Source organism: Parerythrobacter aestuarii, assembly GCF_030140925.1.
In the GTDB taxonomy this organism is placed as follows: domain Bacteria; phylum Pseudomonadota; class Alphaproteobacteria; order Sphingomonadales; family Sphingomonadaceae; genus Parerythrobacter; species Parerythrobacter aestuarii.
Window position 1 is genome coordinate 673,828 of sequence record NZ_JARBWD010000001.1, and the last position, 19,081, is coordinate 692,908.

General features: G+C 62.7%; 16 protein-coding genes. 6 read left to right on the forward strand and 10 right to left on the reverse strand.

From position 1 onward, the window contains the following. Position 1: 1 nt before the first annotated feature. Together QPW08_RS03320 and QPW08_RS03325 are read right to left on the reverse strand one after the other, a co-directional pair. Positions 2-1,474, reverse strand: a complete 1,473-nt coding sequence (locus QPW08_RS03320; protein WP_407674544.1) for an aldehyde dehydrogenase — start codon at positions 1,472-1,474, stop codon at positions 2-4. 83 nt (positions 1,475-1,557) lie between these two features. After that, complete coding sequence (locus QPW08_RS03325) at positions 1,558-3,978, reverse strand: TonB-dependent receptor (RefSeq protein ID WP_284124326.1); 2,421 nt, start codon at positions 3,976-3,978, stop codon at positions 1,558-1,560. Between the two features lie 257 nt (positions 3,979-4,235). On the opposite strand from QPW08_RS03325, the gene QPW08_RS03330 reads away from it, so the two are divergent. Further along, the gene (locus QPW08_RS03330; protein WP_284124327.1) at positions 4,236-4,757 is read left to right on the forward strand and encodes a MarR family winged helix-turn-helix transcriptional regulator; all 522 of its coding nucleotides are present in this window, start codon (positions 4,236-4,238) and stop codon (positions 4,755-4,757) included. A 3-nt stretch (positions 4,758-4,760) separates the two neighbouring features. Here QPW08_RS03330 and QPW08_RS03335 read toward each other — a convergent pair whose 3' ends face one another. Together QPW08_RS03335 and QPW08_RS03340 are read right to left on the reverse strand one after the other, a co-directional pair. Next, the gene (locus QPW08_RS03335) at positions 4,761-5,885 is read right to left on the reverse strand and encodes an amidohydrolase family protein (protein ID WP_284124328.1); all 1,125 of its coding nucleotides are present in this window, start codon (positions 5,883-5,885) and stop codon (positions 4,761-4,763) included. A 13-nt stretch (positions 5,886-5,898) separates the two neighbouring features. After that, positions 5,899-6,612, reverse strand: a complete 714-nt coding sequence (locus tag QPW08_RS03340) for a nuclear transport factor 2 family protein (RefSeq protein WP_284124329.1) — start codon at positions 6,610-6,612, stop codon at positions 5,899-5,901. 71 nt (positions 6,613-6,683) lie between these two features. Here QPW08_RS03340 and QPW08_RS03345 point away from each other — a divergent pair, with 71 nt between their 5' ends. Then, positions 6,684-7,613 (forward strand): SDR family oxidoreductase, encoded by a 930-nt coding sequence (locus tag QPW08_RS03345; protein WP_284124330.1) that lies wholly within the window; start codon positions 6,684-6,686, stop codon positions 7,611-7,613. Positions 7,614-7,625: 12 nt separating this feature from the next. Here QPW08_RS03345 and yghU read toward each other — a convergent pair whose 3' ends face one another. Beyond that, positions 7,626-8,543, reverse strand: a complete 918-nt coding sequence (gene yghU, locus QPW08_RS03350) for a glutathione-dependent disulfide-bond oxidoreductase (protein WP_284124331.1) — start codon at positions 8,541-8,543, stop codon at positions 7,626-7,628. A gap of 107 nt (positions 8,544-8,650) precedes the next feature. Here yghU and QPW08_RS03355 point away from each other — a divergent pair, with 107 nt between their 5' ends. Further along, a complete protein-coding gene (locus QPW08_RS03355; RefSeq protein WP_284124332.1) occupies positions 8,651-9,490 on the forward strand; it encodes a p-hydroxycinnamoyl CoA hydratase/lyase in 840 nt (279 codons plus the stop codon). A gap of 30 nt (positions 9,491-9,520) precedes the next feature. Then, positions 9,521-11,023, forward strand: coding sequence for an AMP-binding protein (locus tag QPW08_RS03360; RefSeq protein ID WP_284124333.1), 1,503 nt, complete (start codon positions 9,521-9,523; stop codon positions 11,021-11,023). Position 11,024: 1 nt separating this feature from the next. Here the strand turns inward: QPW08_RS03360 and QPW08_RS03365 are convergent, their stop codons facing one another. After that, the gene (locus QPW08_RS03365) at positions 11,025-12,368 is read right to left on the reverse strand and encodes an MFS transporter (protein ID WP_284124334.1); all 1,344 of its coding nucleotides are present in this window, start codon (positions 12,366-12,368) and stop codon (positions 11,025-11,027) included. A gap of 31 nt (positions 12,369-12,399) precedes the next feature. Continuing rightward, positions 12,400-12,873: a MarR family winged helix-turn-helix transcriptional regulator gene (locus tag QPW08_RS03370; RefSeq protein ID WP_284124335.1), complete on the reverse strand. Its 474-nt coding sequence runs from the start codon at positions 12,871-12,873 to the stop codon at positions 12,400-12,402. Positions 12,874-12,934: 61 nt separating this feature from the next. Here QPW08_RS03370 and QPW08_RS03375 point away from each other — a divergent pair, with 61 nt between their 5' ends. Together QPW08_RS03375 and QPW08_RS03380 are read left to right on the forward strand one after the other, a co-directional pair. Then, a complete protein-coding gene (locus tag QPW08_RS03375; protein ID WP_284124336.1) occupies positions 12,935-14,404 on the forward strand; it encodes a carotenoid oxygenase family protein in 1,470 nt (489 codons plus the stop codon). Then, positions 14,401-14,874: a DUF3237 domain-containing protein gene (locus QPW08_RS03380; protein WP_284124337.1), complete on the forward strand. Its 474-nt coding sequence runs from the start codon at positions 14,401-14,403 to the stop codon at positions 14,872-14,874. The genes QPW08_RS03375 and QPW08_RS03380 overlap by 4 nt, the downstream gene beginning before the upstream one ends. Before the next feature lie 7 nt (positions 14,875-14,881). On the opposite strand, the gene mdlC is transcribed toward QPW08_RS03380, so the two are convergent. The 3 genes from mdlC to QPW08_RS03395 are packed head-to-tail and all read right to left on the reverse strand — an operon-like array spanning position 14,882 to position 19,079. Further along, positions 14,882-16,429 (reverse strand): benzoylformate decarboxylase, encoded by a 1,548-nt coding sequence (gene mdlC / locus QPW08_RS03385; protein ID WP_284124338.1) that lies wholly within the window; start codon positions 16,427-16,429, stop codon positions 14,882-14,884. Continuing rightward, on the reverse strand, positions 16,426-18,027 hold the full coding sequence (locus tag QPW08_RS03390; RefSeq protein ID WP_284124339.1) for an MFS transporter: 1,602 nt from the start codon (positions 18,025-18,027) through the stop codon (positions 16,426-16,428). The genes mdlC and QPW08_RS03390 overlap by 4 nt, the downstream gene beginning before the upstream one ends. Further along, a complete protein-coding gene (locus QPW08_RS03395) occupies positions 18,024-19,079 on the reverse strand; it encodes an amidohydrolase family protein (protein ID WP_284124340.1) in 1,056 nt (351 codons plus the stop codon). The genes QPW08_RS03390 and QPW08_RS03395 overlap by 4 nt, the downstream gene beginning before the upstream one ends. Between the last annotated feature and the right edge of the window lie 2 nt (positions 19,080-19,081).

The window sequence follows — 19,081 nt, forward strand, 5'->3', positions numbered from 1 at the left end:
GTCACAGATGGCCGGGCATGGCGTCGATCAGGATGGTCTTGCTTTCAAGGCATCCGAGCAAGCCCTCCGGCCCGCCCTCGCGGCCGATGCCCGATTGCTTGAATCCGCCGAAGGGCAGGCCGAAATCCATTCGTAGGCCGTTCTGCCCCACCGCGCCCGAACGGATGCGGCGAGCGATGCGATAGGCGGCCTCGGCGTCCTGCGTCAGCACCGAACCATTAAGACCGTAGTTGGACTCGTTGGCGATACGGATGGCGTCTTCCTCGTCCTCGCACGGGATCAGACACAGCACCGGGCCGAAGATCTCCTCCTGCGCAATGCGGCTGGTGTTGTCGACATTGGCGAACAGCGTCGGCTCGATGAAATAGCCCCGGTTCATGTGGCTGGTGCGATTGCCGCCGGTCACGAGATCGGCGGTCTGCTTGCCTTCCTCGATATAGCTCTCGACCCGTTCCAACTGCCGCTTCATTGCCAGCGGGCCGAGCTGGGTTTCGGGATCGTCGCTATGGCCGATGCGGATCTTCTGCATCTCGCCAGCGATGGCGTCGGCGATCTCGTCATGCCGCCGGCGCGGGACGATCGCGCGACTGAGCATGGCGCAGACCTGCCCGCTCATGATGGTGATGGTGTTGGCGAGCAATCCCGCCGCCGCCTCGGTCGGGAAATCGTCGCGGATGATCGCGGCCGACTTGCCGCCCAGCTCGAGCGTGCAGCGGGCGATGCGCTCTCCGCAGACGCTGGCGATGCGCTTGCCGGCGAGAGTCGAGCCGGTGAAGCTGACCTTGTCTACGCCATGGTTGCAGACGAGATGATCGCTCGCCTCGCGTTCTGCAGGAACGAGGTTCACCACGCCGGGCGGGATCCCGGCAGCTTCCGCTGCCTCGGCGATGATATAAGCTTCGAGCGGTGTTTCGGGTGAAGGCTTCATGATCACTGTGCAGCCTGCCAGCAGCGCATAGGCGACCTTGTTGGCCATGATCCCGAACGGGCCGTTCCATGGCGCGATGGCGGCCACCACACCGACGGGCTCGTAGGCGATCAGCCCGACTTCGGCACCGATCGTGGGGCGATGCTCGACGAATTCGAAGGCCTCGGCAAAACCGGCGATCCCGTCGAGCGTGGCGATGCTGCCTTGGTGCATCGGCCCTGCAAAGCTGGCGAGGCCGCCGACCTGCGCGGTCCATGCCGCCGCCAGTTCCCCGGCGCGCGGGCGCATGTGCTCGACCATTTTGCGGAAGGCGGCAATGCGCTCGCCCGGCGGCATCTGCGGCCATGGCCCATGATCGAACGCCTCGCGCGCGGATGCGACTGCAACATCCATATCCTGCGGCCCGGCTTCGGCGGTATGGGCGACGACTTGCTCCGTATTGGGCGAGACGATTTCCAGTTGCCGACTCGATTGCGGTGCCACCCACGTGCCACCAATATAGAGCTTGTCAGGATGGGCGATCGAAACGCCTTGGGGCAGCAGCATGGTCAACTCCGGCAATCGTGTTTCATGAAACAAGAAGGGCGGCCCCGCAGGACCGCCCCCTGTTGTCCGATCCGGTGGGCGGATCAGAAGTCCTTGCGGACCGTCAGTGCCCATTCGCGCGGTGCAGCGGGCAGGGCCTTGTCGAAGCCGGCACCCGCACCCAGCAGGTTGAAACGGCTGAGGAAGTAGTACTCGTCGGTTATGTTGGTCACTTCGAGTGAAACCGACAGGTCCTCATTTGCGTTGCGCCAGGTCAACCGGCCATTGAGCGTGGTGAAGCTCGGCATGAAGTTAAGCGTGCGCACACCGTTGAGCGTGGTCGGGCCGGTGTATTGCTTGTCCTGGTAGGCCAGGTCGAGGCGCGGGGTAATGCTGCCCGAGCCGCCGAGGTCGGCCTTGTACTGGATGCCGGCGTTGAACTTCCACTGCGGCACCGCTGGCGGATCGGTCGGTACTACGCCCGCAGGGTTGGTGCCGAAGACGCCGGGCGAGATTTCCACGCTCGGGTTGGTAGCCGCCGGATTGAGTGAGCTCGTCTTCAATTCCTGATCGATGTAGCTGACAGCGGCATCGATATTGAGCCCGTCGACCGGTTCGGCCACGAACTCAAGCTCGATCCCCCAAACCTCGGCATCGCCGGCGTTCAGACGTGCCGCGCAAGGTGCGGTGGGGCAGGCCGAAACCGGGATTTGCAGGTCGGTGTAGTCGTTCATGAACACCGCCCCGTTGAGGCGCACCCGGTTGTCAGCGAAGTCGCTCTTGAAGCCTGCTTCGAAAGCGGTGACCTTTTCCGGGTTGAACGGGATCAGCTGCGCCGCGTTAAACGGACGCGGATTAGAACCGCCGCCCTTGAAGCCGGTCGAGACCGAGATGTAGGTCAGCAGCGCGTCCGACCAGCGATAGTCCACCGCGACACGGTAATCGAGCTTGTCTGCGCTGTAGCTGGCGGTGTTGCCAGTGAGCGCGCCCGGTGTCCCGGCACCGTTGATGGCACCCAGCGGGTCGAGGAACGGGTTGATCGTGCCGTCGAGGTTGAGACGGAAATAGGTCTGGTCCTTCGATTCGTCGGTGTAGCGGACACCGGCATTGACGGTTAGGCGATCCGTCAGCTCCCAACCGATGTTTCCGAACACGGCAATAGCTTCTGCCGCGGTCGGATCGGGCTGGCGGAACTGCAGCGGGAAGACCGAGACATAGCGGATGTCCTGGAAGGAATCGTAGACCGAATCCTGCTCGAAATAATACCCGCCGACGGTGATGTTGATCCCATCTGCCGGCTCGATATTCAGGCGCAGTTCCTGGCTGAAGCTCTCATTCGAGAGGAAGTTACGGCCGAAATTGGTGTTGATCGGTGTCAGGTCGTCATCGGTATAGAACTCGGTATCGAACTCGCGATAACCGGTGATCGAAGTCAGCTGCACATTGTCGCTGATATCGAGCACCATGTTGAGCGAGACGCCCCAGCCTTCATAGATGCTGCGGTCGTTGCCTGAGGTTGCTGCCAGCGGCGTGCCGGCCGCGCCGAGCGGGTCGATATAGAACGGCGGGTTGCCAGGAGGGGCAACGTTGAGTGCGGGCTGCCAGGTGATTGCCGGCTGGCCAGTGGTGGCATAGTTACAGAACGGGCCGCAGATGAACTGGTTCGACAGTTCCACCCCGTTGACTGCGGTATTCGGTGCCGGGACCGGCCCGGTGTTGAGCAGGACTTCGCCAGCGATGGTGCGATCGTCCTTCACGTAGTCCGCGCTCAACGTTGCTTCGAAGCGATCGCTCGGTTCCCATCGCAGGATGCCGCGAACGGCCTGGTAGCCGGTGCCGCCCAGCTCGCTCAAGACGCAATCAGCGGCGCCGGAGTTCGTCGACGGAATGCCGCTGTTGGGGAAGGCGCAGCCATAGTCGATCCGGTCGACATAGCCGTCCTGCTCCTTGAACACGCCCGAAACGCGCATGAACAGGTTGTCGGTGAAGCCGAAGTCGGCCGCGCCGCGCAGGCCAATACGGTTGCGCGAACCATAGGTGGCCTCAAGGAAGCCGGTATTGTCGCCGGTCGGCTTGCGCGAATAGAACTTGATCGCGCCACCGGCCGAGTTGCGTCCGGTCAGTGTGCCTTGCGGGCCGCGCAGGATTTCCACTCGCTCCACATCGAGCAGGTCGAAGATCGCGCCGGTCAGCTGCGGGTAGTAGACATCGTCGATGTAGATGCCGACGCCGGGCTCGAATGCCGGGTTGAAGTCGTTCTGTCCCACACCGCGGATCGATGCCGTGACCGAAGGGCCGAAGCTCGCGCCCTGCGGGCGGATCGCCACGTTCGGGGCTGCGTCAGCAACCTGTGCAAGGTTGGTCTGGCTCTTCGCTTCGATCATGTCCGCCGTGACGGCGGTGATGGCGAGCGGCGTGTCCTGGATGTTCTGCTCGCGGAACTGGGCGGTCACAATGATGATATTGCCATCATCCTTTTGTGCCCCTTCGGTATCCTGCGCCAGGGCAGGCATGGCTGCGGTCATCGAAATTGCAGACGCGCCAAGCGCAAGCGAACGAATTGCGGTCCGCGACCGTACGAAGTTCCTCATTATCCTCTCCCTCACTGGTGACCATGCCGGCCAGTATTCCAGATTTGTAAGTAAGACACACAATTCAGGAAATCGCAAGGATGAAGCGCCCCGGTGTGCCCACTCATGCCGAATGCTGCACAGGTGGAGCCAAAAAGCAACAATTGTTAGTATTCTTGCCTTTCCGTGCTGCGTGATGGATGACGCGATTGATGACCGAATCGCGCGATCAGGGGGCTTTCAGGGACCCGGAAGCAGAGTTGCTGTCCGATGACGGCAACCTTGCGCTGCTTATCCGGCTGCTCAAACTTGGCAGCTTCATCAATACCCCGATGAAGGAAGGTGTCTGCGAACCGCACGATATCGCCCAGACCGAGTTGAAAGTGGTTATGGCGCTGGCAGGCGAAGGGGCACTGGCGGGGCATGATCTGGTCAATATCATGGGCATGGCCCCGATGAATGTCAGCCGGGCAATCGCCGGCCTGCGCGAACGCGGACTGATCGAGTCGGTCGAGGACAGGGATAACCGCCGCCGCAAGCCGGTAAGGCTGAGCGCAGCCGGGGAAGAATTCTACAAGACCTTTGGCCCGGAGCTGCAGAAATTGTCCGATGAAGTGCTTGGCACCTTGAGCGCGCGCGAACGCGCCAGCCTGACCCGAATGGTCGACAAGGTGAATGCAGCCATGGCTGGGTGGATCACCAGCCATCACCAGGATGTGAAATTGGGTCGTTAGGTCCTAGGGCAGCTTGAACAGCGCCCGGGCATTGCCTTCCATCAGCATTTGCTTGTGCACGGGGCTGAGGTCCATCGGGTCATAGGCGGCGACTTCGTCCGAGCTCTGCTGGTAGGGATAGTCCATCGCGTAGAGCACGCGGTCGGGCCCCATCACATCCATGCAGAAGCGGATCGCCGGCTCCCAGCCGACGCCGCTGGTGGTGATCCAGATATTGGTGCGGAAATAGTGGCTGACGGGATGCTTGAGCGTCACCGCCGGTTGTCCGCCCCGCAGGCCCGGCACGCCATCCGCGTTCGATTGCATCCAGTCGAAGCGATAGAGATGCAGCGGCAGGCATTCACCAAGGTGGCCGATACATAGCTTCAGATTGGGGAAGCGATCGAACGCGCCTGAGAATATCAGCCCCATGGTGTGCAGCCACACATCGTGCGGGAAGCCGCCCAGTGCTCCGGTGAACCCGCGCGCGGCATATTGCGGGGCCATGTATGGCGCGGTCGGGTGGATGTAGAGCGGGGCGTCGAGCGCTTCGAGCGCTTCGAGGATCGGGAAATATTCCTCCTCGTCGAGATAGTGCCCCTGGAAATGCGAATTGAGCACTGCGCCGTTAAGGCCGAGCGTCTGCACGGCCCGCTCAAGCTCCTTCACCGACCCTGCCACATCGCGCGGGTCGAAGGCGGCAAGCGCGGAAAAGCGGTCGGGATGGCGGGCGCAGGCATCGGCGGCGATATCGTTCGCCTGCCGGGCCAGCGGGGTGCCTTCGCCCGGGCGGACGACCTGCACGCCAGGGCTGGTCAGGAGCAGCAGCTGCCGGTCGATGCCGTATTCGTCCATGTGCGCAAGGCGCAGGTCGCCAAGGTCCTGCAGCATCTCTTGCAGCTGCGGCATGGAAGCGAACATGCCTGCCATCGCCAGCGACTTGTCATCGCTCTCGCCGCTTTCGAGGTACTCAAGCTGCGCCTTGACCAGCTCGGGGAAGGTCCAGGCCTCTTCGGTCGCGATACGCTGGTAGGGGGCATTGCGGTCGATCTCTCGGGCCGGCGGTGCCATGCCGATACGGGTGCGGATACCCCGCTCAGGCATGTAACCGCGCAGACCTTTCTCGCTGCCGTCGGGAAGCAGGGTCATGGCCGTATGCTCCCTACTGGTCCTTCATCGCTGTGAAGTGCCCGGCCTTGAAGGCCGCGCCCAGGACCGGGTGAGCAAAGCTCATTGCGACTTCCTGGCGGTGCGGCCAGGTCTGGCGCCATTCCTCTTCCGGCAGGATGATGTCCGGGCCGATCGGGTTCTCAGGATAGGTCTGTACCGCCGGTTGTAGATGCGCCTCGGTCTTGGCCCAGCCGGTCTCGTAGTCGGCCTGCCACTGCATCATGTAATTGAGCCGTTTGATCTTCCACACGCCGTCTTCACGAACGTAATCGTTTTCGTAGATCCCGGCTTCCCAGAACTGCTGCGGCACCTCGTCGGGCTTCTGGTCGAGGGCGCTGTCGTGCCAGCCCCCGGCGAGGATCCCACGGAAGCGGCCTTTGGCTGTCTGGCGATCCTCGGCCACGGTGATGACGTCCTGCAGCTGGAAATGGTCGAGCAGCAGGCCATAGACCGGGCCGCGCTTGCCGCCGGTGAACAGGTTCTGGATCCAGGTGCCATAGAGCCGCATGACCCCGGCATGGCCGCGATACTCGCCCGAGAGGAACACCACCGCCCCGTCCTCGGCGAAGAGGCCGGCGACTTCCTCTGGTCGATTGTAGTCGATGTAATAGCCATAGGCCATTTGCAGGCGACGGATCGCGGCTTCGTCTTCCATGCGGGCGACCCGGCGCTCGAGCTCGCCCAGGCGGTCTTCGACAACAGACATTCTCGACTCTCCCACTATTTTGTATGTAACACTAACGATTGTTAGCGAGTTGGCGAGAGGAATCTTCAGCAATGGGTGAGCAGGACAGGCCGTGGGAAGGACGCGTGGCATTCGTGACCGGCGCGGCGACCGGGATCGGTTTGGGGGTCGCGCAGGCTTTCGCCGACGCCGGGATGCGGCTGGCACTGAGCTATCGCAACGAGGATGACCGTTTGGCGACCACAGCGTGGTTTGCGGACAAGGGCTATGCGGCCCCGTTGTTCTGCAAACTCGACGTCACCGATCGCGCACGCTTCGACGAAGTCGCCGATGAAGTGGTGGAGCATTTCGGCGAAGTCGACGTGCTGGTGAACAATGCCGGGGTCTCGGTCTTCGGGCCGACCGACGAAGCGACCTATGACGATTTCGACTGGATCATGGGGGTCAATTTCGGCGGGGTCGTGAATGGCCTCGTCAGCTTCCTGCCCAGGATCAAGCAGGCGGCGGGTCGCCGCCATGTCGTCAATATCGCCAGCATGGCGGCCTTCCTGCCGGGCCCGCAGGCGGGGATCTACACCGCCAGCAAGTTCGCCGTTCGCGGGCTGACGGAAAGCCTGCGCTACAACCTTGCCCCACATGGGATCGGCTGTTCGCTCTGCTGCCCGGCGCTGACGAAAACCAATGCCTGGACCAGCGCACTCAAGCGGCCCGAAGGTTTCGGCGCGAGCGGTTTCGGCGCAGTCGATGCAGCCGAGTTGGAGCAGTTCGGGACCGCCTTCGACGAAGGCATGGAGCCTTACGAGGTTGGCTCGAAAATCCTCGCCGGGATGACCCGTAACGACGGGCTGATCCTAACCCATCCTGAGCACGGCCCCGATTTCGAGGAACTGCATGAACGCGTCATGGCGGCGCTTCCGCAAGAGGAAGCCCCGCCCGGACGCCTGCGGATCGAAGAGCTACGCCGCGAAGCCATGCGCGCGGCCGATGCCGGCATCAAAATGCAGATGAGCGACCTGACCTGATCGCTTACCGTCTTAGTCGTCCCAGGTGATCCGTTCGCCGCCGCGTTCCTCGATCTGGCTTTCGCGGTTGTGCTCGAAATCGCGCGCATCATGGCGCTCGCGGACCTGTCCTTCGGGCTTGCCGAAGGTCTGGTTGACCATGCGCCCGCGTTTCACCGCCGGCCGGTCGAACAACTGCGCCACATAGCGCTCCAGGTTGGTGTATTCATGCGTCGCGAGGAATTTCTGCGAGCTGTAGGCGGTGCGCATCATGCTGCCGTACCAGGGCACGATGGCCATGTCGGCGATAGTGTATTCGTCGCCGATGATGAATTCGCGATCGGCCAGGATGGTATCGAGCAAGTGCATCTGACGCTTGGTTTCCATCGCATAGCGGTCGATCGCATATTCGATCTTGAACGGGGCATAGTTGTAGAAGTGGCCAAAGCCGCCACCGACAAACGGAGCACTGCCCATCTGCCACATCAGCCAGTTCATCGTCTCGGCCCGCTTGCGCGTATCGGTCGGCAGGAAAGCGCCGAACTTTTCGGCCAGGTAGACCAGCATCGAACCGCTCTCGAACAGATGGATTGGCGGATCGAAGGAGTGGTCCGCCAGCGCCGGGATCTTGGAATTGGGATTGATGTCGACGAAGCCGCTGCCGAATTGGTCGCCAGCACCGATGTTGATCAGCCACGCGTCATATTCCGCGTCGGAGAAGCCTTTCTCCAGCAGTTCTTCGAACAGGATTGTGACCTTCACCCCATTGGGCGTACCGAGCGAATAGAGCTGGTGCGGATGCTTGCCGACCGGGAGCTCCTTCTCGAACCGGGCGCCAGACGTCGGAGCGTTGATGCTGGCGAACGTGCCACCGCTTTCCACGCCCGGGTCCCACACCTCGGGGGGCTCGTATCCAGCGGGCTGGTTCTTGCTCGGATCGCTATCGGCCATGGTGGTTCCTCTCTTTTGTATGACTGCCTTTGCCAATTCTTAACTGGTGATCAAAGAGAAAATTGTTATAGCGCCTAACAATCCGAATCGATCACGAGGAAATGCCCATGTCCGAACGCGCTGAAGAAGACACCGTCGCCTATGAGGTGAAGGACGATATCGCCTGGGTGAGGTTCAACCGCCCGGAGAAGCGAAACTGCATGAGTCCCAAGCTCAACCGGCAGATGATGCGGGTGCTTGAAGCGCTGGAATTCCGCGACGATGTGAAGGTGCTGGTGCTGACCGGCGAAGGCTCGGCCTGGACCGCGGGCATGGACCTCAAGGAATATTTCCGCGAGACCGAGGAACAGGGCCTCGCCGCGATCCGCAAGTCGCAGCGCGAAAGCTATGGCTGGTTCGAGCGGCTGCGCTGGTATGAAAAGCCGACCATCGCCATGATCAACGGCTGGTGCTTCGGCGGCGGCTATGGCCCGCTGTTCGGGTGTGACATCGCCATCGCCAGCGACGATGCCCAGTTCGGCCTTTCTGAAATCAATTGGGGCATCCTGCCGGGCGGTGGTGCTTCGAAAGTGGCGCAGGAGCTGATGCCGTTCCGCAAGGCGATGTACCACGCGATGATGGGCGAGAACCTAACCGGCAAGCAGGCCGAGGAACAGGGGCTGGTGACCGAGTCTGTCCCGGCGGACCAGCTTGAGGCGCGGGTTACCGAAATTGCCGAGGCCCTGAAGAAGAAAGACACGCATGCGCTGCGTGCAACCAAATGGGCCGTGCGGCGTATGGTCGACATGACTTATGACAACGGGCTCGATTATCAGATCCGCGCGCAGGAAGCGCTACACAGCTTCGGCGGAGCTGAGGCACGCCGCGAAGGGACGCGCCAGTTCCTCGACGAGAAGAGCTTCAAGCCGGGGCTTGGCACGTTCGACACGTCGAAGCTGAAAGACTAGGGCTTCGGCCCGGGAGAGAGACAGCAGCCGATGATACTTCTCGATTCGATCGCAACTTACGCCGAAGCCATGCCCAACAAGCGGGCGGTGGTAGATCTCGAATCCGGGCGTGAGTGGAACTATTCGGAGCTAAATGCGGTCATCGACCGGTTGGCGGCCTGGCTCCATGGCAGGTTCGGCAACAACAGCGGTACACGTATCGCGACGTTGACCAAGAACTGCGCTGAGATGCCGATCCTGCAGTTCGCCTGCGTGCGCGCCGGCTGCATCTTCATGCCGATGAACTGGCGGCTGGCGGTGGCAGAGCTGGAAGCGCTCGCCGCCGATGCCGAGCCGCATCTGCTGTTCCTGCAGGATGGCTTCACCGCACCCGGCAATGTGGCTGAAGTCCTTGACGTGACTGATATGCTGGGTCTCGGCGAAGAGGGTTCATCGGCACCAATTGAGGCCCGGCGCGACTTCGAGGACGTCTCGACCCTGCTCTATACCTCCGGCACCAGCGGCCGGCCGAAGGGCGTGATGCTGTCAGAATGCAATATCTTCTGGGGTTGTACCAACCTGATCCACGGCAATGCGGTGAATCCTTCCAGCACTTTCCTGTGCGATATGCCGCTGTTTCACACAGCCGGCCTGATGGCTGCGACCCGTACGCCGCTATTTGCAGGTGGCGCAGTGCTTATCTCGCCAGGCTTCGACCCCAAGTTGACGCTGGAGCGGATGGTGGACCCCGGGCTGGGCGTTACGCACTATTTCTCCGTCCCGCAGATGGCGACGACGCTGTGGCAGCGGCCGGAGTTCGAGGCTGCAAAGCTGCACAAGATCGTTGCCTGGGCGATCGGTGGCGCGCCGAACCCCAAGGCCCAGTCGGAACGGTTCCTTGGCGCAGGCGTCCGCATTTCCGAAGGCTTCGGCATGTCGGAAACCGGCTCCAATTTCGCGATCCCGCCGTTCGAGCTCGACCTGATGCTGTCGAAGGCCGGATCGTGCGGCCTGCCGCTGATGACCCAGCGCGCCAAGATCGTCGACGAGGATGGTAATGAAGTGCCGCCTGGCGAACAGGGCGAACTGCTCGTTTCGGGTCCGAGCATCGCGATGGGATACTGGCAACAGCCGGAACTGACAGCGAAGGCCTTTGTGGACGGTTGGTTCCACACCGGCGATGCCGCGATGATGGACGAGGACGGCTATTTCTACATCGTCGACCGCAAGAAGGACATGTACATCTCCGGCGGCGAAAACGTTTATCCGGCCGAAGTCGAAGCGGCGCTGGCCGAACTGGATACTGTGGGTCAGGTAGCTGTCATCGGCGTGCCTGATGAACGCTGGGGTGAAGTTGGCCGGGCCTATGTCATTCCTGCTACGGGCAAGAGCATCACGGCCGACGAAGTGATCGCCCATTGCGCGGCGCGCCTTGCCAAATTCAAGGTGCCCAAGTCAGCGGTCATCACCGACGAGATCCCTGCCACTGCGAGCGGCAAGGTGCAGAAGCACCTGCTCAAGGTCCGCGCGGCGGTGGAAATGGCTTCGGAATAGGCTAGCTCGCCTCCGACTCCTGCCGAACCAATTCATCGCCGTCGGTTTCCGGCAGCATCAGGAACAATATCAGCGATGCGATCGATCCCATCGCCATGATGCAGGAGACGACCAGCAACTCGTCATTGCCGAGCCAGGTGAACAGCGCACCGGCGATCAGCGGGCTGCCTGCCGCCCCGAAGCGCCCGATGCCCAGCGCGAAGCCGGTCCCCGTGGCCCGGGCATAGGCCGGGAAGCCACGCGCGAAGGCAGCGTAATACCCGCTGATCGCGGCATTGGTGAAGAAGCCGGTCAGGATGGTCGCCCATTGCCAGGCATCGATCGTGTCGCGCCCGAGCCCGAACGAAGCGACCGCGACCGAGCCGATCAGCAGCATCAATGCGGTCGGCCATTTGATCCCGAAACGCGACATGATGAAGCCGAATACGAAGCTGCCGGTGAACCCGCCGACATTGGCCCAGGTCAGCACGGTCGCTGCTTCCGACGGTTCATAGCCCGGCGGGTAGTCGGCGACGATCTGAACTGCGAACTTCAGGATGTAATAGAAGGTGATGGTGTGGAACATGTAGCCGAACGACAGCGCCAGAGTGACCGGGCGAAGTTTCGGGTTCGACAGGATGTCCATTACCGAAGGCTTGGCAGCGGTGGCTGAACGGACCGGCAAGGCGTCGATTGCAGCCTTGCCGAACGCGGCGAGGGTCTTGTTGACGCCAGCCAGCCTGTCCTTCGCTGAATTAAAGGCGACCGTTTCCGGGACCAGCAGCCAGACAACCGGGATAAGCGCCGCAGTGACGATAGCGCCGAAGTCGAAGATCGCACGCCAGCCGTAGGTCGGCAGCAGCCACTCCGACGCGGCAATCCCGCCGATGATTGCGCCAAGCGGGTAGCCGGCGACATAGGCCGCAATGGCGGTCTTGCGCGCAGTTGTGCTGGTGCTCTCGGCGGTCACGGCATTGGTCGCTGCCAGCATGCCACCGATGCCGATTCCGGTGATGAAGCGGAACGCGACCATCGGTGCCACGCCACTGGCATGGCCGGCCATCCACATTCCTGCCGCCATGAAAACCAGGCAGGCAATCATGGTCACCTTGCGTCCGTACTTGTCGGCCATGCCGCCCAACAAGACCGAGCCGAAACCCATCCCGACCAGTTCGGCAGACAGCACGATCCCCAGTTCGGCGCGCGGGATACCCCATTCCTGGGTAATGCCCGGTGCGGCGAAAGCGCTTGAAAGGACATCGAAGCCATCCAGCGCGTTGAGCAGCACCATCAGCACCACGACAATCCATTGCCGTGTGCTCATCGGCGTTTCGTCGATCAACGCACGCGGATCGGTTGCGGCCATGGTGTTCTCTCCCGAAGGTCTGGTCGTTGTTCTATTCGTGAATGCGTGCAAGCAGCTCGATCAGCTGTGCGACTTCCTGCTTGCTAAAGCGCGACTTGAGCCAGGCTTCATGCTCGAGGATCGCTCGCTTGGCGACATCGAGCATCTTGAACCCGTCCTTGGTCAGGTTGAGCGTCTGGCGGCGCTTGTCGTCCTTGGCCTGGCCGCGCACGAGGTAGCCGCGATCCTGCATCCGGTTGACAATTGCCATCGTCGTCGCACGGTCCATCCGCATCAGCTGGGCAAGGTGCGTTTGCGAAATATCGGGATGATCGGCGATCAGCCACAGTGCGCTGACCTGCTTCTGCGTCAGCTCGAGATCTTCGAATGTCTCGGTAAAGTGGCGATAGACCGCGCCATGCGCCAGGCGGATGTGAAAGCCGACGATATCGGCAATCTCGCCAATGTCGTCATCCCCTTCAACATGCGGCGTCGTCGGAACAAGCGTTTCCTTATGTCTTGTCATGTTCCTCTCCACCTGCGAATGTTAGTAAGACATACAATTTAAGTCGAGAGGCAAGTGCGAAATGGCCCATTTCCCCGACACGCCCAACTATACCGGTTTCAACACGCCGAGCAGGATCGAAGCCGATATCGCCAATCTGGCGCATGAAGGCACGATCCCTCCCGAACTGGATGGGGCCTTCTACAGGGTTCAGCCCGATCCGCAATTCCCGCCTCGGTTGGGCGACGATATCTCCTTCAACGGTGACGGCATGATCAGCCGCTTCCATTTCCACGATGGGCAATGCGATTTCCGCCAGCGCTGGGCGCAGACCGACAAGTGGAAGCTGGAAAACAAGGCTGGAAAGTCGCTGTTTGGGGCCTATCGCAACCCGCTGACCGACGATCCGGCGGTCAAGGGCGAGATCCGAGGTACCGCCAACACCAACGCCTGGATCTATGGTGGCAAGCTGTGGGCGCTGAAGGAAGATTCGCCGGCGCTGGTGATGGACCCCGCTACGTTGGAAACCGACGGCTACGAGAAGTTCGGCGGAAAGATGACTGGGGAGACCTTCACCGCGCATCCCAAGGTCGATCCCGACACCGGCAACATGGTCGCCATCGGCTACGCCGCCAGCGGGCTGCACACCGACGATGTGACCTATTACGAGGTCAATCCGGACGGCGATCTGGTCCGCGAGGAATGGTTCAAGGTCCCCTATTACTGCATGATGCACGATTTCGCGATCACGCCCGATTACCTGGTGATCCACATCGTGCCGTCTATCGGCAGCTGGGAGCAGCTGGAGCAGGGCAAGCCGGCCTTCATGTTCGACACCACCAAGCCGGTCTATCTCGGCGTGATCCCGCGCAAGGAAGGGCTGAAACAGGAAGACATTCGCTGGTTCGAGCGCGGCAATTGCTTCGCCAGCCATGTCATGAACGCCTGGCAGGAGGGAACGAAGATCCATTTCGACATCCCGGAATCGAAGAACAATTTCTTCCCCTTTTTCCCCGACATCCACGGCGCGCCGTTCCAGCCGATGGAAGCGGCGACCCGGCTGACCCGCTGGACCGTCGACCTCGCCTCCAACTCCGACGATTTCGAGAGCATCGAGCAGATCAGCCAGACCGTCGGCGAGTTTCCTCGCATCGACGACCGCTATACCGGCAGGCCCTATCGCTATGGCTGGATGCTGGAGATGGACTTCACGCGTCCGGTCGACCTGCCCGGCGGCAGCGCGGCGGGCGCGCCGATGAACTGCCTGATGCTGCGCGACCACCAGACAGGCGAAGAACAACACTGGTGGTGCGGCGCGGACAGCACGCTGCAGGAACCGTGCTTCATCCCTCGTTCGCCCGATGCGCCCGAAGGTGACGGCTGGATCGTGCAGGTCTGCAACCGCATGGCCGAACATCGCAGCGACCTGCTGTTGTTCGATGCGCTGGAGATCGAGAAAGGCCCGATCGCGACAGTCAAGGTCCCGATCCGCCTGCGCTTCGGGCTGCACGGCAATTTCGCGCCCAGTGCGGCGCTGGGGCTTGCTGCGTGAATGGCGAGCCGCTCAAGCCCGGGCTGGAGTTCGTCTACGAAGCGGGCGGCGAGCTCGAGGCTCCGCGCGAGATCGGGCCGACCTATGACGGCGCGCGGCGGATCATCCCGATCCTCGCCGGCGGCTATGTGAAGGGGCCGAAGATCAGCGGCAAGCTGATGGGCAATGCCGCCGACTGGCAGGTCACCCGGCCCGATGGCGTGACGGTCGCCGATGCCATCTATGCCATCGAGACCGATGATGGCGCGCTGATCCAGATCCGCAACACCGGCCTGCGCCATGGCCCACCAGAGGTGATGCAGCGACTGGTCGCGGGCGAGGAAGTCGATCCGAGCGAATACTACTTCCGCACCGTGCCGCAGTTCATAGCGCCCGAAGGCCCTTACGATTGGATGAACCGCTCGATCTTCATCTGCTCGGGTGCACGCTATGCCAGCAGCATCAAGCTATGGGTGTGGCGGGTGACCTGACTTCGGGTCAGGCGATCACCAGTTCGACCAGCGTCGGGCCTTTCGTGCCGAAGCTCCATTCGAGCGCCTCGTCCAGAGTCGCCACATCATCGCTGCGGCGGGCGGGGACGCCCATGCTCTCGGCCAGCGTGACGAAGTCGATGCCGGAAATGTCGGTGCCGGGGACATGGTTCATGCCGAACACTTGCCCGAAACTCTCCAGCGCGGCGTAGCGGCTGTTGTTGAGGATCACGAAGCTGATGTCGGAGCCTTGCTCGGCGGCGCTCCACAGGCCGGAGATCGAGTACATCGCCGAGCCATCGCCGATCAGCGCAATCACCTTGCGCTGCGCCGCCCCGCGCGCAAGGCCCACGGCAGCAGGCAGCGCATAGCCGATCCCGCCGCTGGCGGTAGCGAAGAAGCCTTGTTCGCAGGTGATCGGCAGATGGTCGTGCATGGCCCCGCGTGCGGTAGGGGCCTCCTCGGTCAGCATGGCATTGTCCGGGCGCAGTTCCGCGATCCGGTGCAGGGCATAGGCGGCAGTCATTGCTGCTTCCGGTGCAGTGGCTCGCGGCTGCGCTTCTCGCGCGGGTTTCTCCGTCACTGCCTTGGCCAGCGCCCTCAGGCCATCGCCTACATCGCCCAGCACCCCGATCCCGCCGGGCTGGAACGACAGGTGCTGCGGATCGTCGCTCAGCAGGCCCAGCGTTGCGCCCTCGGGCACATGCGGGCCGTGCCCCTCGGCATGGTAAGTGAAGGCCTGTGTCCCGGCGACAAGGATCGCGTCATAGGGGGCCAACAGCTTGACGATTTCCTCGCGGAAAGCAGGCAGGAATCCCGCAAAGCGCGGGTGGCTCTCCGGGAAGGTCTCGCGCGAAGCCAGCGGGGCACACCACACATCCGCCTGGGAGCGCTCGACGAGATCGATGGCCGCCTGCCAACCGCCCGAGCGGGCAACCCCCGCGCCTATTACCAGCGCCGGCTTGCTGGCGCTGTCTAGCATCGCAGCAAGGCGCGCTATCCCCTTCGCTGGCGGCTGCACGGTCAGTGCCAGCGCGGGCAAGTCGGGCATCTCGCATTCGCGGTCCCAGTCATCGACCGGGACGGATACGAAAGTCGGCCCCATCGGCGGGGTCATGGCGATGTGGAAGGCGCGCACCAGCGCCAGCGGCACGTCCTCTGCGCGCGCCGGTTCGCAGGCCCATTTGACGAAAGGGCGCGGAAATTCGGTCGGACGCTCGGCACCCAGGAACGGATCGAATGGCAGGATCGAGCGCGCCTGCTGGCCCGCCGTCACCACGATCGGGGTGTTGTTGCGATAGGCGGTGTAGAGATTGCCCAGCGCATTACCGGTTCCGGCCGAGCTGTGCAGGTTCACCAGTGAAGGTCGCCTGGTCGCCTGAGCATACCCGTCGGCCATGCCCAGCACGACCGCTTCGCTTAGCCCCAGCACATAGGGAATATCCGCCGGCATCCCGCGCAGCATCGGCAGCTCGGTCGAGCCGGGATTGCCGAACAGCGCATCGACGCCGAAGTGGCGGAAGATCGCAAAGCTGGCTTCGCGGACGGTGGTCATTCGGCGGCTCTTTCCAGCAGAGCATCCTCATCTTTGCTGGCACGTTTGGCAATGAACAGCAGCAGCAGCACGATCGGGACCGCAGCCGTGTTGACCGCCAGCATCGATGTGCGCAGGTCGCCGGTCGCATCAGACAGCATACCCACGACATAGGGCCCGATGCCGAGGCCGAGGATGGTCGAGGCCAGCAGGTAAGTGCTCGAGGTAACCGCCCGCATGCGCGGCAGGACCTGCTCGTAGAGGATAGCATAGAGCGGCGGCAGCCAGCCGGTCAGCACGAGGCTGTAGAATACGAAGCGCAGGTAGAAATCGCCCGGGGTCGGCGCGTAGTAGACCCAGAAGCTCATCAGCGGCGATACGCCCATGGCGAACATCGCCACCCATGCCCGCCCGGCTCCGGGGAAGCGGATGTTGAGCTTGTCCGACAGCGGGCCCCAGATCAGCGGGCCGATAATGCCCATCCCTGCGCTGACAAAGCCGAATTGCAGCGCCGCTTCGCTCAGAGTCAAGTCGTAGTAGGTCAGCAGGAATGACGGGTTGAAAGCCATCATCCCGTAATTGATCACCGTCTGCAGCGATCCCACCGCCATGCACATGATCAGCGTCGGTGAGCCGGTGATGACGCGGAAGGCCTGGTTGTCCGACAGGCGCATGTTCTGCAGGAAATTCACGAGGGCGAAGAGACCGAACCCGGTCACGCCCCATTGCAGCGCATGCGGATTGATCGACAGGCCGAGGAATTCGAGCGGCGGGCGCGGGGAAAGGCGGCTGGTCACCACGTAGAGCCCGATCATCGCGATCAGGATCACGGTGACCCAGATGAAGTTGTTGCGCCACGCCCGTGGCGGCGCCTTCTGCACCTTGAGGTTGACCCAGTTGGTGCCGGGCAGGATCGCCCGCATGACCTGCCAGCCGGCGCGGAACGGGTGTGGGTCGGCCGGGCTCTCGATCCCGTCCATCCCGCCGCGCTCGGGCTCGCGAAGGAAGTACATGAAGACCGCCAGCACGAAGCCGGGCAGCGAGGCGACGAGAAAGGCGAATTGCCAGCCGGCGAGGCCGAGCGGAGCTCCGCCTGCGGCATAGTTCTCGTCCCACCATTGCGATGCCACCCCGCCGAGGATCAGCGATCCGCCGAGCCCCAGCGCAATGGCCGACGCCATGACGGACATCACGAAGCCGCGCCGGTGCTTGGGCCAGTAATCGTAAACCAGGCTGGTTCCGGCGGGCGACGTTGCCGCCTCGCCGATACCGACCCCGAGCCGGGCGGTCGCCAGCATAGCAAAGCTGGTCGCCACTCCCGACAGTGCCGTTGCCGCCGACCAGAAGGTGAGGCAGAAGGCGAGAAGCTTCGTGCGGATCCAGCCATCGGCAATCCGCCCCAGCGGCAGCGAGAACAGCGCGTAAAACAGTGCGAAAACGGTGCCGTAGAGCATCCCCATTTCGGCATCGCCAATGCCGAGGTCGGCCTTGATGGCCGGCGCGAGGATGGCGAGGATCTGCCGGTCGAGCAGGCTGATCGCTTGCATCAGCGAGACAAGCGCCAGCGCGTAGCCTGCGCCCTTCAGCGGCACCGTCGGCAGGGCGCGCGGCTCACTCACAGGTTGAACCAGCGCTCGGCATTGGTCTGGAAGAACTTCTTCTTCTGCGCATCCGTGATGTCGAGATTGTCCATCATGCGGACTTCGTCTGCCACATATTCGTAAGGGTAATCCATCGCATACATCACCCGGTCTTCGCCCATCACCTCGATCATCAGCTTGATCGCGGGTTCGAACGGCAGGCCCGAACAGGTGCCGAGGAAGTTGTTGCGCATGTAGTGGAACAGGTCGTGCTGCAGCGGCTTGAGCCGTTCGTAGCGGCCCGAGCGGATGCCTGCCTTGTGCATGAAATCGGTGCGATAGAGCCAGTAGGGGAGCGCTTCGCAGCCGTGCCCGGCGATGATCTGCAAATCGGGATAGCGGTCGAAGATGCCGGTCGTGACCAGACGCAGCAGGTGGTAGCTGGTCTCAACCGCAAAGCCGAACACGGCTCCATCGAGCCCGGCATCGATCATTCCGCCCATCATGCTGTCGGGCAAGGTCGCCGGATGGATGTAGAGCGGCTGGCCGGTATCGGCGAGCGCGCGGAAGATCGGGTCGAACTGCGGCTCGTCGAGATAGTGCCCCTGCGTGTGGCTGTTAATCTGCACGCCCTTGAAGCCGAGTTCATTTGCGCCGCGGCGGATCTCGGCGGCGGACCAGTCGGGATCCTGCGGGGCGACGGCAGTCATGCCGATGAAGCGATCGGGATGGGCTTCGCAGCGTTCGGCGAGGAAGTCGTTGGCGCGGCTCGCGATGCCCTTGGCTTCTTCGACATCGAGCATGGGCTGCACGCCGGGCGAGGTCAGGGCGAGGATCGCCTTGTCGATCCCGGTCTCGTCCATGTGCCGCAGGCGCTGTTCGCCGAGGTCCACCAGCCGGTCCATGATCTGCGTCGCGCGTTCGGAGGGGCTTTGTGCGTAGAAGCCCCACAGGCTGACCATGCCCTGGTCTGCCGTGCCATCACGCACCATGCGCAGGAATACGTCGATCTGCTCGCGCGTGGCGAAGGCTTCCTCGGTCGCGATGCGCAGATAGCCGCGGTCGCCGCCGGTCTTGAGTTCGTGAGTCATTG

Excerpts from the sequence above, each read along its gene's own strand:
- QPW08_RS03320 (WP_407674544.1), bottom strand. The coding sequence starts at position 1,474 with ATGCTGCTGCCCCAAGGCGTTTCGATCGCCCATCCTGACAAGCTCTAT.
- QPW08_RS03325 (WP_284124326.1), bottom strand. The coding sequence starts at position 3,978 with ATGACCGCAGCCATGCCTGCCCTGGCGCAGGATACCGAAGGGGCACAA.
- QPW08_RS03330 (WP_284124327.1), top strand. The coding sequence starts at position 4,236 with ATGACCGAATCGCGCGATCAGGGGGCTTTCAGGGACCCGGAAGCAGAG.
- QPW08_RS03335 (WP_284124328.1), bottom strand. The coding sequence starts at position 5,885 with ATGACCCTGCTTCCCGACGGCAGCGAGAAAGGTCTGCGCGGTTACATG.
- QPW08_RS03340 (WP_284124329.1), bottom strand. The coding sequence starts at position 6,612 with ATGTCTGTTGTCGAAGACCGCCTGGGCGAGCTCGAGCGCCGGGTCGCC.
- QPW08_RS03345 (WP_284124330.1), top strand. The coding sequence starts at position 6,684 with ATGGGTGAGCAGGACAGGCCGTGGGAAGGACGCGTGGCATTCGTGACC.
- yghU (WP_284124331.1), bottom strand. The coding sequence starts at position 8,543 with ATGGCCGATAGCGATCCGAGCAAGAACCAGCCCGCTGGATACGAGCCC.
- QPW08_RS03355 (WP_284124332.1), top strand. The coding sequence starts at position 8,651 with ATGTCCGAACGCGCTGAAGAAGACACCGTCGCCTATGAGGTGAAGGAC.
- QPW08_RS03360 (WP_284124333.1), top strand. The coding sequence starts at position 9,521 with ATGATACTTCTCGATTCGATCGCAACTTACGCCGAAGCCATGCCCAAC.
- QPW08_RS03365 (WP_284124334.1), bottom strand. The coding sequence starts at position 12,368 with ATGGCCGCAACCGATCCGCGTGCGTTGATCGACGAAACGCCGATGAGC.
- QPW08_RS03370 (WP_284124335.1), bottom strand. The coding sequence starts at position 12,873 with ATGACAAGACATAAGGAAACGCTTGTTCCGACGACGCCGCATGTTGAA.
- QPW08_RS03375 (WP_284124336.1), top strand. The coding sequence starts at position 12,935 with ATGGCCCATTTCCCCGACACGCCCAACTATACCGGTTTCAACACGCCG.
- mdlC (WP_284124338.1), bottom strand. The coding sequence starts at position 16,429 with ATGACCACCGTCCGCGAAGCCAGCTTTGCGATCTTCCGCCACTTCGGC.
- QPW08_RS03395 (WP_284124340.1), bottom strand. The coding sequence starts at position 19,079 with ATGACTCACGAACTCAAGACCGGCGGCGACCGCGGCTATCTGCGCATC.